The organism is Ruegeria sp. CG4 (genome assembly GCF_056537185.1).
The window spans coordinates 154,263-169,183 of the sequence record NZ_JBQFRB010000005.1 but is presented as its reverse complement, the minus strand read 5'-3'; the positions used below and the strand labels follow the sequence as shown (position 1 = coordinate 169,183).

Here is a 14,921-nt window from a genome sequence, read left to right as displayed (position 1 = left end):
GAGAACATTTTTGAATCATGCTTTGATTTTCCAGAGTTGTGCGTAACTTATGAGCAGATATCCCGATCTATTCGTACTGCGACACGGCCAAACCGAGTGGAATACTCTTGGGAAATTTCAAGGCCGCAAGGACTCTCCGCTGACCGAAACGGGCAAGGCGCAGGCGCGCACTCAGAACCAAATTCTCTGCGGCATTCCGAACACACCGTCTCGGGTCGTCGTCAGCCCGCAAGAGCGCGCGCAGCACACGGCTCGGCTCGCGATTGCACCCCATCTTCAACTGGAAACTGACCACCGCCTTCAGGAAATCGCATTTGGCCAATGGGAAGGTGTAACCAAGAACGTCATCAGGTCGCAGATCGACTACGCTTACGAAAGCTATTTGTGGTTTTTTCGCAGCCCTGGCGGTGAGAGCTTTGAGGAGATATCGACAAGAGTCCGATCCTTTCTGGATGAGCAAGAAGAACCCTCAATCATTGTGACCCACGGTGTAACTTCTTCGGTGCTAAGGGGGATCTGGCTGGGCCTGGATCAGGAAGATCTGCTTAAGCTGCCTCGCACACAAGGGTGTGTCTTCCATCTTTCCAACGGAACGGAAACGATACTTCGGTAGAGGCGGCTGCAGTATTATCCGACACGTGCCTGCTGCACGCTTTCTGATCACAGCCTTTGGTTATGCGCAAAACTGCGCTAAGGATATCCAAACACTACCATTTTAGCTGGAGCGTTCCCCGATGACCCGCCTTCTCGCCTTCACCTTTGCAGCTTTCACCGCAACCTCCGCTCTGTCGCAACAACTTGTCGACAAAGGCTTTGTCGAGGGCTGGAACATCATGATGGACCCCGCACTTGGCAACGGGTGCCTTATCCAGACGATCTATCAGGATCTGTCGGTCGTGCGGCTGGGCTATGATGCGTTGGGCGATCGCGGATACTTCACCGTCTACAACAAGGCATGGGGCGATATCGAACCGGGGAAAAACTATCCGATCCGGTTCGATCTGGACGGCAAGAGCTTTGACGCCACCGCCATCGGGTTCAGGCAGGATCGCGTGCCAGGGGGGACGGTGTTTTTCACCGACCGCAACTTTGTAAACGCGATTGCGCAGAACAGAACCATGACTGTCTACAACCCGGCAGGTGAGCGTGTGATGGCAATCGACCTCAAAGGCACGGCCAAGGCGCTGGAGTATGCGCGGGACTGCCAGAACAAGAAGCTCTAACGAATCGGATCGAACAAGGCGTCCTTGGCGGTGCACTCGCGGATCACATCCCGTCCGCAGGGCACCGGTTTCAGGTCGCGCGACAGACACAGGCGGACCTCTTCGATGTAACCCTGTTTGCAGGTCACGGTGATCATATCGCGTTCAAGACCGGGGTTTGCTTTCACAAACGCGTCCTCAACGACCGAGGCGGGCAGTTTCACCGACGCATCCAGTTTACGAAACACCGGTGGGCGTTCAACGCGCTCATAGGCTTGGCGGGACAATGCGAAATAGTCAGTCGCGCTGAGGCCCGTACAGGTGCCGTGCTTTTTCCACTGATGCCACGCCAGACCGGAACTGCCCTGAATGTCTTCCATTTCCCGGGTCATGCGGCGCGTTGGCGGTGACTCTGGCGTGCGGCAGTAGGCTGGCCAACCCTGATGGTATTGCGGCCAGAGACCATGCAAAATCCAGCCGTGATCATGCCGCGCATCGCATTGGTCCGATCCGCGCGCATCGCCTTCGCGGGCGCACCAGTTGGGCGACCAGCTGAGCGCCAGTACGTAATAGTCGAACTCACCCGCCTTTTCGCCGTCGGCCAGCGCCGCCATTGAACCGAACACCCACAAAACCAGCCCCATAATCCATTGGCGCATTCGCCTCTTCCCTTCTTGCCTTCCGGCGACTATATACGGGCCAAGTTCCCCGACAACGGAAACCTGCCCCAACACCAAGGGGCCGCCGAATTCCGGCGACGGGAAAGATGTATTTATAGGAGATGGGCTGATGGCAAAACCGCTTATGGCCAAGGCAACAGCCGTATGGCTGGTGGACAACACCACGATCAGCTTCAAGCAGATCGCGGATTTCGTAGGCATGCACGAGCTTGAAGTGCAGGGCATCGCGGATGGCGATGTTGCTGCTGGCGTCAAAGGGTTCGACCCCATCGCCAACAACCAGCTTACCCAGGAAGAAATCGACTCGGCGCAGAACAACCCACTGCACAAGCTGAAGCTCAAGTTCAATCCCGCCGCCTCGGGCGAGGAAAAGCGCCGCGGCCCGCGTTACACCCCGCTGTCCAAGCGTCAGGACCGTCCGAACTCGATCCTGTGGCTGGTCAAATTCCACCCAGAACTCAGCGATGGTCAGATCGCCAAGCTGGTCGGCACCACCAAGCCGACCATCCAGTCGATCCGCGAGCGTACCCACTGGAACATCGCCAACATGCAGCCGATCGACCCGGTTGCGCTGGGCCTGTGCAAACAGTCCGAGCTGGACGCGATCGTTCAGAAGGCCGCCGCCAAGAAAGCCGCCGAAGGCGGCGTCATGAGCGACGACGAACGCCGCAGGCTGGTGTCGACCGAGCAGTCGCTGGAAATGGACGCCGCGCCCAAGATCCCGACTGCCATCGAGGGTCTCGAGACCTTCTCGCTGTCCGATGACGGCGATGACAAGGAAGAGAACGAACCGATCGTGGACGCCGACAGCTTCTTCAACCTGCCCAAGGGTGGCGGCGAGGAAGAGGACGAAGACGACCTGCGCCCATAATTGACGTGTGACCCCGGCCCGACTGGTCGGGGTTTTGCTTTTGGAAAAACCATGCTGAACGTACTGTCAGCCATTTTTGGCCCGCATCGCGCTGTATCCATCTATGCTTTTGTCCAGACGAAGGGTCTGGCCATCGCCGGTGTGCTGGCCCTCATCGCGGTAACGGCAGGTTTGCTGATCCTGAATGACGACGGCGTGCACGAACACGACTCTTATTTTGTCGCCGATGTTCTGACCGCTTCGCCGATCAATGGCGATCTGAAGAACGGCGTCGTGGCGTCGGTGCGCCTGCCGGATGGTTCAGCTGCATCGATAACGTCGACCGAAGCTCCGATTGCACAATCCGTTGGCACCAGCGCTTGCGTCGAAAAGCGGGTTTACGTGGAAAGCGGCGAGGCGCGGTACCGGTTCAAACTGCCGCGATATTGCGAGGCTGGTTGAGCCGCCTCGACCTAATTGAAACCGCCCGGCCTGAACGCCGGGCGGTTTTTCATTTTCAGATCATCTGGAACAGTATTCCGGCGATGATTGCACCGCTGATCCCCAGACCCAGATAGGTAGCAAAGACACGGGGTTTGACCAGCGACCAAACCGCGGCCATTGCCGGGATCGAGCTGACTGCGCCTGCGATCATGAAGGACATGGCGGCACCCGCGCTCATCCCCTGTTCGGTCAGGCCGGCCAGTAGCGGCGGCGCGACGTAGGAATTCAGATAGGCAGGCATGCCAACCAACGCCGCGATCACGATCGGCAGGACACCGTCACCACCGACAACCCGGGCGATCATGTCAGCCGGTACATAGCTGACCAGAAGCGCCTCGAGCACATAGGCCAGCGCCAGCCATTTGAGCAGGAACACACCATTGTGCACAAACTCGGACCGGAAGCGCACGCGGCGATCAGGGTCCTGCCAGAAACGCCAGACCGGTTTGTCGTCCTTCTTCGGGCCGCAGCCGCAACAACCGGCGGGTTTGTATTCACGCAGAGGCTGCGAGAAGGCGCCGTTGCGCATCAGGGCGCGCACCACGAACCCGCCGAACAGCCCAAGCGCCACTGCCGCAACGGCTTTGCCTACGGCAAACGGCCACCCCAGTGCCCCGGCCGTGATCAACAACGTTGGCGGATCGATCAGGGGTGAGCTGAGCCAGAAGGCCATAACGGCCGACAAAGGCGCGCCAAGGGCCAAAAGTCCGGCGATAAACGGGATGACCTCGCACGAGCAGAACGGAGCCAGGCCACCAAACAAGGCGGCCAGAAAGATCATTCGTGTCTCGCGCCCCTCAAAGGCCCGTGCCACCATGACCTCGGCCCCTGTTGCCTTGAGATAGGACAGCAGCAACACGGCAAACAGGATGTATTGACCGGTATGGGCCAGCGCCTTGCCGGCAAACGTTACCACCTCGGTCCAGTTTCCGGAATCCAGAACAGCGACGGCTGCAAGAAGAGCCACGATCACTGCCCAGGGCGTTTTAATCAGATCGGCGACGGATCTGGCCGGTACCTTCGGATTTTGTGTCAGTTCAGCCATCGTTCGCGGCCTTTCCCACTTCGTCCATGCAGCACTCACTCAGAATGAACTGGGCAAGATCCCGAAGCTCATCGAAACAGGCGCGGTTAATCGTGGTGCGCCCGATCTTTTCCTGTTCCACGACACCACCAGCGGCAAGGAACCGCAGATGATGGGCCAACGTCGATGGCGCAATGCCCGTGCGACTTTGGATTTCGCCCACGGTCAGGCCCGCCTGCCCGGCGCGGACCAGGGTCTTAAGAACTTTCAGCCGGGCCTCGGACCCCATGGCTGAAAACCCTGCAGCAGCGGTTTCCCACATTTTCATCACCTCTATTAAACTAATTTTCTAGTTATTTAGGTTTATGGTTTCATCGTGTCAACAGATTTTTGCCAAATCGTGCCACAAGATGTTAAGTCCAGATTGCCCCGCGATTAAGTCCACTCTATAAGGCCCTATGGGGATATCGGTCGACACATTCTTTCTTGAGCTGAACGGACAGGGCACGCTGCAGGCGCAAATCCAGCAGATGATTGCCGAAGGCATCTTGTCAGGGCGGTTCCACGTTGGCGAAAAACTGCCCTCGTCCCGCAAACTGGCCGCGCATCTGGGCGTCAGCCGGATCACGGTGACTCTGGCCTACACCGAGCTTCTGGCAAATGACTACCTGACTGCCAAAGGGCGGTCCGGGTATTACGTCTCAAACAACGCGCCGGTGCCGCCAAAATACACTCCGGTTCAGCGTGGGGCTGAAAATGTTGACTGGAATACCGCGCTGGCGCGCCGGTTCTCCGAAGGCGATGTCCTTCCAAAGCCCAGCGACTGGCGCGATTACCGGTATCCTTTCATCTACGGCCAGGCAGACCGAACCCTGTTCGATCACGCAAACTGGCGTCTGTGCGCCGTGCGGGCGCTGGGTCACAAGGATTTTGCCTCGCTGACCGGCGACTATGTGGATCAGGATGATCCCCTGCTGATCGAGTTTATTGCCCGTCATACCTTGCCGCGCCGGGGAATCGCGGCGCGCCCAGAAGAGATTCTGATCACGCTGGGCGCCCAGAACGCGCTTTGGCTGGCCTCGCGTATACTGCTGAACAAAACACGCAAGGCGGCGATTGAGGACCCCTGCTATTACGCCCTCCGCGAACTGTTGAGCCACTCCGAGTGTCAGCTCACACCGCTGAAGGTCGACCGGGACGGCCTTTCGCCGGACATCATCCCCGACGATACGGACGTCATCTTCACCACGCCAAGTCACCAAAGCCCGACCACCGCGACCATGCCGGTGTCTCGAAGGGGCGAACTGCTGAACAGGGCGCGCCAACTGAACGCGATGATCGTCGAAGACGATTACGAATTCGAGATGTCCTTTCTTGGCGCGCCCTCACCCGCTTTGAAATCCATGGACCGGGACGGGCGCGTAATCTACGTCGGCAGCTTCTCGAAATCTTTGTTTCCCGGTTTGCGCCTTGGCTACATGGTCGGGTCCGAGCCCTTCATTCGCGAAGCCCGCGCCCTGAGATCGCTGGTTCTGCGCCACCCACCCGGCCACATCCAGCGCACGGCCGCCTATTTCTTGTCGCTCGGGCACTATGACGCGCAGATCCGGCGCATGTCGAACGCACTTTCCCAAAGGCGGGACGCCCTTGAGAAAGCCGTAGAACAATACGGCCTGACGGTCGCCGGTCGCGGTATGTTGGGCGGATCATCGATATGGATGTCGGCACCCGACCATGTGGATGCGACACAGCTTTCGCGCAACCTGCAAAGCCAGAGCGTGCATATCGAACCGGGCGAGCCATTCTTTTCCGGACCGGACCGCCCGCGGAACTTTTACCGCCTCGGATATTCGTCAATCACTTCGGATCGCATAGCCCCGGGCATCAAGCTGATTGCCGACGCAATCCGCGCGTATTAGGACGCCCGGCTTTCAAACAGAATCGCCCTGTGCCTCACCCTCCCAAGGACGCCAACGGCGCGACAGGGGACCGGCGGTACCTTTTATTGGCGAGTGATCCGACCCGACTCTGGACATATTCCGCCGCGCGTTCTGGCCCTAACGCAGCTGCCACCCTTGCGCCAAAACCATATGCAAAGGCAAGGCAAGGTGCCTGGCCCGTTCCACCTTTGCTTGGAGAGCGCACACATGAAAATGACCACGGAAGAGGCCTTTGTTAAGGTCCTGCAAATGCACGGAATCGAACACGCGTTCGGGATCATCGGGTCGGCTATGATGCCGATCTCCGACATTTTTGGAAAAGCTGGCATCACTTTCTGGGATTGCGCACACGAAGGCTCGGGCGGCATGATGGCCGACGGCTACACCCGCGCCACCGGCAAGATGTCGATGATGATCGCGCAGAACGGCCCCGGCATCACCAACTTTGTCACCGCCGTCAAAACCGCCTACTGGAACCACACCCCGCTGCTGCTGGTCACTCCGCAGGCCGCGAACAAGACCATGGGTCAGGGTGGTTTCCAGGAAATGGAACAGATGCGCATGTTCGCGGACTGCGTCTGCTATCAGGAAGAAGTGCGCGATCCCTCGCGGATGGCCGAAGTCCTGAGCCGCGTGATCACCAAGGCCAAGCGCGCCTCGGCACCGGCACAGATCAACGTACCGCGCGACTTCTTCACCCAGGTTGTTGATATCGACCTGCCCGCCGTCGTCGAATTCGAACTTCCCTCGGGCGGCGCATCCGCCGTCACCGAAGCGGCCGCCCTGCTGTCGGAGGCCAAGAACCCGGTCATTCTGAACGGCGCCGGTACTGTTCTGTCCAAGGGCGGAATCGAGGCATCCAAGGCGTTGGCCGAGCGTCTGGACGCGCCGGTTTGCGTTGGCTACCAGCACAACGACGCTTTCCCCGGCTCCCATCCGCTGTTTGCCGGCCCGCTGGGCTACAACGGTTCGAAAGCGGGTATGGAGCTGATCAAGGAAGCCGACGTTGTTCTTTGCCTTGGCACCCGTCTGAACCCGTTCTCGACCCTGCCCGGCTATGGCATGGAGTACTGGCCCACAAACGCCAAGATCATCCAGGTTGACATCAACCCCGACCGTATTGGCCTGACCAAGAAGGTCTCGGTTGGCATCGTGGGCGATGCGGCCACCGTTGCAACCAATATTCTGGCGCAGCTTTCGGACACAGCAGGCGACGAAGGACGCGATGCGCGCAAGGCGAAAATCGCGGAAACCAAGTCGCGCTGGGCGCAGGAACTGACCTCGATGGATCACGAGCAGGACGATCCGGGCACCACCTGGAACGAACGCGCCCGTGCTGCCAAGCCCGACTGGATGAGCCCGCGCATGGCGTGGCGCGCCATTCAGGCCGCACTGCCGAAAGAGGCGATCATCTCGTCCGACATCGGCAACAACTGCGCCATCGGCAACGCCTACCCGTCGTTTGAGGCAGGCCGCAAATACCTGGCCCCCGGCCTGTTCGGCCCCTGCGGCTATGGCCTGCCATCGGTGATTGGCGCCAAAATCGGCTGCCCGGACACTCCGGTCGTTGGCTTCTCGGGCGACGGTGCCTTCGGCATTGCCGTGACCGAACTGACCGCCATCGGTCGTGACGAATGGCCCGCCGTGACCCAGATCGTCTTCCGCAACTACCAGTGGGGTGCGGAAAAGCGGAACTCGACCCTGTGGTTCGACGACAACTTCGTCGGCACCGAACTGGACACCAAGGTCTCCTACGCCGGAATCGCGCAGGCCTGTGGTCTGAAAGGCGTCGTTGCCCGCACCCAGGACGAGCTGACCGCAGCACTGAACCAGGCGATCGAAGATCAGAAGAACGGCATCACCACCCTGATCGAAGCCTTGATCAACCAGGAACTGGGCGAACCGTTCCGCCGTGACGCGATGAAGAAACCCGTCGCCGTTGCCGGTGTGTCCGCAGACGACATGCGCGAACAGATCGTGTAATTGCAGGACGGAGCCGGAGCGCATGACCCTGACACCCATCGAGCTGTTGCGTCAGCGCGCCCCGGCAACCCGACCTGTAATTTCCTTATGCGAAGGCAGTGATCCCCGCATTGTTGCGGGGGCGCTTGCCGCCCATGCGGCTGAACTGGCCGATGTCATTCTGGTCGGCGTACACGCCGACATCGAGGCCACTCTGAAAGACCTGGGCGCGTCCGAATCAGATGGTGTGACTATACACGACCCTGCAACTTCGGATCTGACCGAAGAGTTTGCCCAAACCTATTTCGAACTGCGCCAGCACAAGGGCGTGGATCAGGCCAAAGCCCGAAAAGCCGCCGAATCTCCTCTGGTTTATGCCGCCATGCTGGTTCGCAGCGGGCGCGCCACCGGAACGGTCGGCGGCGCCGTCCATACCACCGGTGATATCGTGCGGACGGCCATTCAGGTGATCGGCATGGCGCCGGACGCGGGAATGGTGTCCTCATTCTTCCTGATGTACCCGCCAGAAAACGCAATGCCGGGCGCACGGGCGATGCTGTATTCCGATTGCGGCCTTGTGATCGACCCCAGCGCTTCAGAGCTGAGTAGGATCGCACTCGCATCATCCAACTCCGCACGGGCATTGCTGTGTGTTGATCCCAAAATCGCCATGCTCAGCTTTTCAACCAAGGGCAGTGCGAAACACGCCGCTGTGGACAAGGTCATCGAAGCCACCGAAACCCTGCGGCAGACGGCACCAGATCTTGAGGTCGACGGCGAATTACAGTTCGATGCGGCCTTCGTACCATCAGTCGGAGATCGCAAATCCCCCGGATCGTCTGTGGCCGGTCAGGCCAACGTCATGATCTTCCCCAATCTCGACGCGGGCAATATCAGCTACAAGATCACTCAGCGCCTTGGCGGGTATTCTGCCATCGGCCCGGTTTTGCAGGGGCTGGCCCAACCGGCCAATGACCTGTCACGCGGCTGCAGCGCCGAGGATGTGACCCAGATGATCGCCGTGACCGCTCTGCAGGCCGACAGAACATAGAACTTATATTTGCGCCGTTCACAGAACGGTGTTCTCAATTCGGAATGAAAGTGACAAGTTCATCCCGACACAACCGACAGGACCCGCCAATGACGCATCAGCAGCCGATCCTAGACACTTCTCCCAAGGTCTCGGACGAGATCAGGCGGACCACCTGCTATATGTGCGCCTGCCGTTGCGGCATCAATGTGCACATGAAAGACGGCAAGGTCGCCTATATCGAAGGCAACCGCGATCACCCGGTGAACAAGGGCGTTCTGTGCGCCAAGGGCAGTGCCGGGATCATGCAAGTCAACGCGCCGTCACGGCTGCGCGCACCGTTGAAACGGGTTGGGCCGCGCGGCTCGGGCGAATTCGAAGAAATCAGCTGGGACGAAGCGCTGGACATCGCCGTCGGCTGGCTGAAGCCCCTGCGCGAAGACAACCCCGAGAAGCTGGCCTTTTTCACAGGCCGCGACCAGTCTCAATCCTTCACCAGCTTCTGGGCGCAGAATTTCGGCACCTGTAACTATGCAGCCCATGGCGGGTTCTGCTCGGTCAACATGGCGGCTGGCGGCATCTACACGATGGGCGGCGCATTCTGGGAATTCGGACAGCCCGACTGGGATCACACCAAGCTGTTCATGCTGTTCGGCGTGGCCGAAGACCATGACAGCAACCCGATCAAGATGGGCATCGGCAAAATCAAGGCGCGCGGCGCGCGGGTGATCGGCGTGAACCCGATCCGGTCGGGCTATAACGCTGTTGCTGACGACTGGGTTGGCATCACACCCGGCACAGACGGATTGTTCATCCTGTCGATGATCCATGTGCTCATGAAGGCCGGCAAGATTGATCTGGACTATCTCAGCCGCTACACCAACGCGCCTGTGCTGGTAAACGCCTCGGACGGGCCGGAACAGGGCCTGTTCCTGCGCGATTCAGACGGCAAACCGCTGGTCATTGATCGTGCAACCGGCGAACTGACCGCCTTTGACAAACCCGGCGTGCGCCCAGACCTGTCGGCCACCTACAAAAAAGACGGCGTCACCCACCGCCCGGTCTTCCACCTGATGGCCGAGAAATACCTCAGCGAGGAATACGCCCCCGAAGCCATCGCCGAAAAGTGCGGCATCCCCGCCAAGCGCATCCGCGCCATTGCAGCGGAACTCGCCCGCGTCGCCTTTGACGAGGCCTTCGAGATCGATCAGGAATGGACCGACTTCCGGGGCGAGAAACATGACAAGATGATCGGCCGCCCCGTCGCCATGCACTCGATGCGCGGCGTCTCGGCCCATGCCAACGGATTCCAGACCTGCCGGGCGCTGCATGTGCTGCAGATCATTCTGGGCACGGTCGAAGTGCCCGGCGGTTTCCGGTTCAAACCGCCCTACCCCAAACCGGTCGAGGCGCACCCGACGCCACACTGCAAGGTCACACCGAACTCACCGCTGGACGGCCCACATCTGGGCTTTGTACGCGGTCCGGATGATCTGGCGCTGAAGGCCGATGGCAGCGCAGCACGGATCGACAAGGCATTCACCTGGGAAAACCCGATGTCCAGCCATGGACTGATGCATATGGTGATCTCAAACGCACATGCCGGCGATCCCTATAAGATCGACACGCTGTTCATGTACATGGCCAACATGTCCTGGAACTCGACCATGAACACCAAGGGTGTCATGGACATGCTGACGGACAAGGATGAGAACGGCGACTATGTGATCCCGCATATCATCTATTCCGACGCCTATTCCTCGGAAATGGTCGCCTATGCCGACCTTATCCTGCCCGACACCACCTATCTGGAGCGGCACGATTGCATTTCGCTGCTTGACCGCCCGATCTGCGAGGCGGACGGCGCCGCAGACGCCATCCGCTGGCCGGTGATCGAGCCTGACAGGGATGTGCGCGGGTTCCAGACGGTTCTGATCCAGCTTGCCAACAAGCTGGGCCTGCCCGGCTTTACGAACGAAGACGGCGCCGCCAAGTACACCGATTACGCCGACTATATGGTCAATCACCAGCGCAAGCCGGGCATTGGCCCGCTGGCCGGCTTCCGCGGCGAGAACGGCGATCAGGCCGGGCGCGGCGAGGTGAACCCGGATCAGTTGAACCGCTACATTGAAAATGGCGGGTTCTACGTCGAACATGTCCCGGATGAGGCGCTGTATTACAAACCCTGGAACAGCGCCTATCAGGACTGGGCCGTCAATCTGGGCCTCTATGACAGTCCACAACCATACCTGTTCCAGCTCTACTCCGAGCCGATGCGAAAATTCCAACTGGCAGCTGAAGGGCATGGCGAGCGCCAACCGCCCGATCATCTACGCCAGCGCATCAAGGACACGATGGATCCTTTGCCGATCTGGTACGAAACCGATCAGACCGGGAACGAGGGGTTCACCGTCAACGCTCTGACCCAGCGGCCCATGGCAATGTATCACAGCTGGGGTACCCAGAATGCGTGGCTGCGCCAGTTGCACGGACGCAACCCGCTCTATGTTCCGACCAAACTGATGCGGGAACACAACCTGTCGGACGGCGACTGGGCCAAAGTCACGTCTCCGCACGGTGAGATCACCGTGCCGGTGATGGAAATGGCAGCCCTGAACGACAACACTGTCTGGACCTGGAACGCCATTGGCAAACGCAAAGGCGCGTGGGCCCTGCAGGAGGACGCCCCCGAAGCCACCAAGGGCTTCCTGCTGAACCATCTGATCCACGAGCTTTTGCCGCCGAAAGGTGACGGGCTGCGTTGGGCAAACTCCGATCCAATCACCGGGCAGGCCGCATGGTTCGATCTGAAAGTCAAAATCGAAAAAGCAGCCGCGCCGCAGGAAATGACGGAAAGCCAGCCGGCCTTCCCACCGATCAAATCACCTGTCGGAACCGGTCCGACCAATCTGGCATGGAAGGTGGGCAAATGACCGGGATCCAAACTTCATCTGGCCAGAAATATTCCGGGAGTGAATTGAGCCGCAGGCTCAAGAAGGGGCCGGCCCCCTTCCCGGCAGTGGAGATCCAATGACATGACCCAACTCCCTCAGTCAACCGAGCGCAAGATGGGTCTGGTGATCGACCTGGACACCTGTGTCGGCTGCCACGCCTGCGTGATTTCCTGCAAAGGCTGGAACACCGAAAACTATGGCGCGCCTTTGTCGGATCAGGATGCCTATGGCGGCAACCCGTCGGGGACTTTCCTGAACCGCGTGCATTCCTACGAGGTGCAGCCTGCCGAAGGGCACGCCCAGCTGATCCACTTCCCCAAATCCTGCCTGCACTGCGAAGACGCGCCTTGTGTCACCGTCTGCCCGACCGGAGCCAGCTACAAGCGGGTCGAGGACGGAATCGTACTGGTCAATGAAAGCGACTGCATCGGCTGCGGCCTGTGTGCATGGTCCTGCCCTTACGGTGCCCGCGAACTGGATCAGGCAGAAGGCGTGATGAAAAAATGCACTCTCTGCGTCGACCGGATTTACAACGACAACCTGCCCGAGGTGGATCGCATCCCGTCATGTGTGCGTACCTGCCCCGCCGGGGCCCGGCATTTCGGCGATCTGGGCGACCCGAACAGCGATGTATCAAAACTGGTCGCCGAACGGGATGGCATGGATCTGATGCCGGAAATGGGCACCAAGCCCGTCAACAAATACCTGCCGCCGCGCCCGAAGGACACCGTCGAAGAACAGATCGACATCCTGGCACCGCTTCTGGCACCCGTCGCCGAAGAACCTAAGGGCTTTCTGGGCTGGCTCGACAAAACTCTGGAGAAGCTCTGATGCATCCGGCACCTTCCGTTATCATCTTCACCACGCTGTCCGGCCTTGGTTTTGGCCTGCTGTTCTTTCTTGGTCTTGGCAGCCCGGACGTCACCGGCTGGGTGGCTTTTGTTTTCTACGCTATCGCTTATGGTCTGGCCGTTGGCGGCCTGATGGCGTCGACCTTCCATCTGGGCCACCCCGAACGCGCGGTGAAGGCGTTCACCCAATGGCGATCAAGCTGGCTTTCGCGTGAGGGCTGGTGCGCGGTCATCGCATTGGTTCTTATGGGCCTCTATGCCTTTGGCGCGGTCTTTCTGGGCCAGAGCTGGAGCGTTCTGGGCGCATTGGGGGCGCTGTTTTCACTGGCGACCGTGTTTACCACCTCGATGATCTATACCCAGCTGAAGACCATTCCACGCTGGAACATGAAACTGACCCCGCTCATGTTTCTTACCTTCAGCCTGGCCGGCGGTGCCTTGCTGGCCGGACAGACGGGACTGGCCCGTCCCCTGCTGATGATTGCCGGTTTGGTTCAGATTCTGTACTGGGTGCGGGGCGACAAAGCCCTTGCGGCTTCGGGAACGGATCTGGGCACCGCAACCGGGCTTGGGTCGAGGGGGACCGTCCGGGCATTTGAACCGCCGCATACCGGGACAAACTACCTGTTGCGCGAATTCGTGCATGTGGTCGGACGCAAACACGCCGAAAAGCTGCGGATCATTTCGTTCACGCTGGCCTTCCTTGTCCCCGTTGTGTTGCTGGTATTGCCGTTCAGCCATTTCTTTGTGCTGTTGGCCGTGCTGTCGCACCTGGCTGGCGTTGCCGTATCACGCTGGCTGTTCTTCGCTCAGGCAGAGCATGTGGTCGGACTGTATTACGGCAAGCGCTGAAGCGAGGGGGCCAGCCCCCTCCTGAACCATAGGCGCAGTCAACCGCCGGGGGATTTTCGAACAAAAGAAGTCCGATTACCGAAAAGAAACAGGGCGGCTTCACCCGGTGAATGCCGCCCTTTTTTCGCGTCGAACGCGTTCAGAGAAGTCCGGCGTGGGCCATTGCCGCGTCGATGGCGGATTTTGTGCTGCTGTCCAGCCCGGTCAGGGGCGAGCGCACGTCTTCACTGCAACGGTTCAGTTTGCCGAGCGCGTATTTGGCGCCGACAAGGCCGGGTTCAATGAAGATCGCTTCGTGCAGGGGCATCAGACGGTCCTGATAGGCCAGCGCCTTGACGTAATCACCAGCAAGGGTCGCCTGCTGAAATTCGGCGCAAAGGCGCGGGGCCACGTTTGCCGTCACCGAAATGCATCCGACCCCGCCATGCGCGTTGAAGCCAAGGGCAGTCGCATCTTCCCCGGACAGTTGGCAGAAGTCGGTACCGCAGCTTGCCCGCTGCTGGCTGACCCGCGCCAGATCGCCGGTTGCATCCTTCACCCCGACAATGCGCGGCAGCTGTGCCAGTTCGCCCATTGTCGCCGGTGTCATGTCGATCACCGAGCGGCCCGGGATGTTGTAAATGACAATCGGAATATCCGCGCAATCATGCAACGCCCTGAAATGGGCAATCAGACCCTTTTGGGTCGGCTTGTTGTAATACGGCGTGACAACCAGAGCCGCAGCCGCGCCGACCTTCTCGGCGAACTGCACGAACCGGATCGCCTCGACCGTGTTGTTGGATCCGGCACCCGCGATGACCGGTACGCGGCCGGCAGCGGCCTTGACGACCTCTTCCACCACCACTTCGTGCTCTTCATGGCTGAGCGTTGGGCTTTCGCCCGTGGTTCCCACCGGCACCAGCCCAGTCGAACCTTCCTGGATCTGCCATTCCACCAGATGTTTGAGCGTGTCCAGGTCCAACTCACCGTTTCGGAACGGGGTGACGAGTGCTGGCATCGAGCCTTTGAACATGGAACGCTCCTTAGCGTACAGTTTGCTGTGAACGCGCCACCCTTTATCACAATCTTCGGT

At 59.8% G+C, this 14,921-nt stretch carries 14 protein-coding genes; 10 read left to right on the top strand and 4 right to left on the bottom strand.

The genetic code is table 11. The features are described 5' to 3' along the window. Nucleotides 1-49: 49 nt before the first annotated feature. Together ACR0J2_RS14715 and ACR0J2_RS14710 are read left to right on the top strand one after the other, a co-directional pair. Nucleotides 50-613 carry a histidine phosphatase family protein gene (locus ACR0J2_RS14715; RefSeq protein ID WP_170614297.1) on the top strand — a complete coding sequence of 188 codons (564 nt, stop codon included), beginning with the start codon at nt 50-52 and terminating at the stop codon, nt 611-613. Between the two features lie 121 nt (nt 614-734). After that, nucleotides 735-1,223, top strand: coding sequence for a hypothetical protein (locus tag ACR0J2_RS14710; protein ID WP_170614296.1), 489 nt, complete (start codon nt 735-737; stop codon nt 1,221-1,223). Here the strand turns inward: ACR0J2_RS14710 and ACR0J2_RS14705 are convergent. Beyond that, complete coding sequence (locus ACR0J2_RS14705) at nt 1,220-1,861, bottom strand: ribonuclease T2 family protein (RefSeq protein ID WP_480813031.1); 642 nt, start codon at nt 1,859-1,861, stop codon at nt 1,220-1,222. The two genes, ACR0J2_RS14710 and ACR0J2_RS14705, sit on opposite strands and share 4 nt — an antisense overlap. Before the next feature lie 130 nt (nt 1,862-1,991). On the opposite strand from ACR0J2_RS14705, the gene ACR0J2_RS14700 reads away from it, so the two are divergent. Next, complete coding sequence (locus ACR0J2_RS14700; protein ID WP_170614294.1) at nt 1,992-2,753, top strand: DUF1013 domain-containing protein; 762 nt, start codon at nt 1,992-1,994, stop codon at nt 2,751-2,753. A gap of 51 nt (nt 2,754-2,804) precedes the next feature. Further along, a complete protein-coding gene (locus ACR0J2_RS14695) occupies nt 2,805-3,194 on the top strand; it encodes a hypothetical protein (protein ID WP_480813030.1) in 390 nt (129 codons plus the stop codon). A 55-nt stretch (nt 3,195-3,249) separates the two neighbouring features. Here the strand turns inward: ACR0J2_RS14695 and ACR0J2_RS14690 are convergent, their stop codons facing one another. Then, entirely contained in the window at nt 3,250-4,281 is a 1,032-nt protein-coding gene (locus tag ACR0J2_RS14690) for a permease (RefSeq protein ID WP_480813029.1), read from the bottom strand. Continuing rightward, entirely contained in the window at nt 4,274-4,582 is a 309-nt protein-coding gene (locus ACR0J2_RS14685; RefSeq protein WP_170807456.1) for an ArsR/SmtB family transcription factor, read from the bottom strand. The genes ACR0J2_RS14690 and ACR0J2_RS14685 overlap by 8 nt, the downstream gene beginning before the upstream one ends. 136 nt (nt 4,583-4,718) lie before the next feature. Between ACR0J2_RS14685 and pdxR the strand changes: the two genes are divergently transcribed. From pdxR to ACR0J2_RS14655, 6 genes are all read left to right on the top strand, one after another. Continuing rightward, the gene (gene pdxR / locus ACR0J2_RS14680; RefSeq protein WP_480813028.1) at nt 4,719-6,179 is read left to right on the top strand and encodes a MocR-like pyridoxine biosynthesis transcription factor PdxR; all 1,461 of its coding nucleotides are present in this window, start codon (nt 4,719-4,721) and stop codon (nt 6,177-6,179) included. 228 nt (nt 6,180-6,407) lie between these two features. Further along, the gene (gene xsc, locus ACR0J2_RS14675) at nt 6,408-8,183 is read left to right on the top strand and encodes a sulfoacetaldehyde acetyltransferase (RefSeq protein WP_170614289.1); all 1,776 of its coding nucleotides are present in this window, start codon (nt 6,408-6,410) and stop codon (nt 8,181-8,183) included. Nucleotides 8,184-8,205: 22 nt separating this feature from the next. Then, nucleotides 8,206-9,213, top strand: a complete 1,008-nt coding sequence (gene pta, locus ACR0J2_RS14670; protein ID WP_480813027.1) for a phosphate acetyltransferase — start codon at nt 8,206-8,208, stop codon at nt 9,211-9,213. Between the two features lie 89 nt (nt 9,214-9,302). Then, a complete protein-coding gene (locus ACR0J2_RS14665; protein ID WP_480813026.1) occupies nt 9,303-12,125 on the top strand; it encodes a molybdopterin oxidoreductase family protein in 2,823 nt (940 codons plus the stop codon). Between the two features lie 102 nt (nt 12,126-12,227). Continuing rightward, nucleotides 12,228-12,977, top strand: coding sequence for a 4Fe-4S dicluster domain-containing protein (locus tag ACR0J2_RS14660; RefSeq protein ID WP_170614286.1), 750 nt, complete (start codon nt 12,228-12,230; stop codon nt 12,975-12,977). Then, nucleotides 12,977-13,849, top strand: coding sequence for a dimethyl sulfoxide reductase anchor subunit family protein (locus tag ACR0J2_RS14655; RefSeq protein WP_480813025.1), 873 nt, complete (start codon nt 12,977-12,979; stop codon nt 13,847-13,849). Before ACR0J2_RS14660 ends, ACR0J2_RS14655 begins: the two co-directional genes overlap by 1 nt. A gap of 139 nt (nt 13,850-13,988) precedes the next feature. On the opposite strand, the gene dapA is transcribed toward ACR0J2_RS14655, so the two are convergent. Continuing rightward, nucleotides 13,989-14,861: a 4-hydroxy-tetrahydrodipicolinate synthase gene (gene dapA, locus ACR0J2_RS14650; protein WP_480813024.1), complete on the bottom strand. Its 873-nt coding sequence runs from the start codon at nt 14,859-14,861 to the stop codon at nt 13,989-13,991. Nucleotides 14,862-14,921 lie beyond the last annotated feature (60 nt).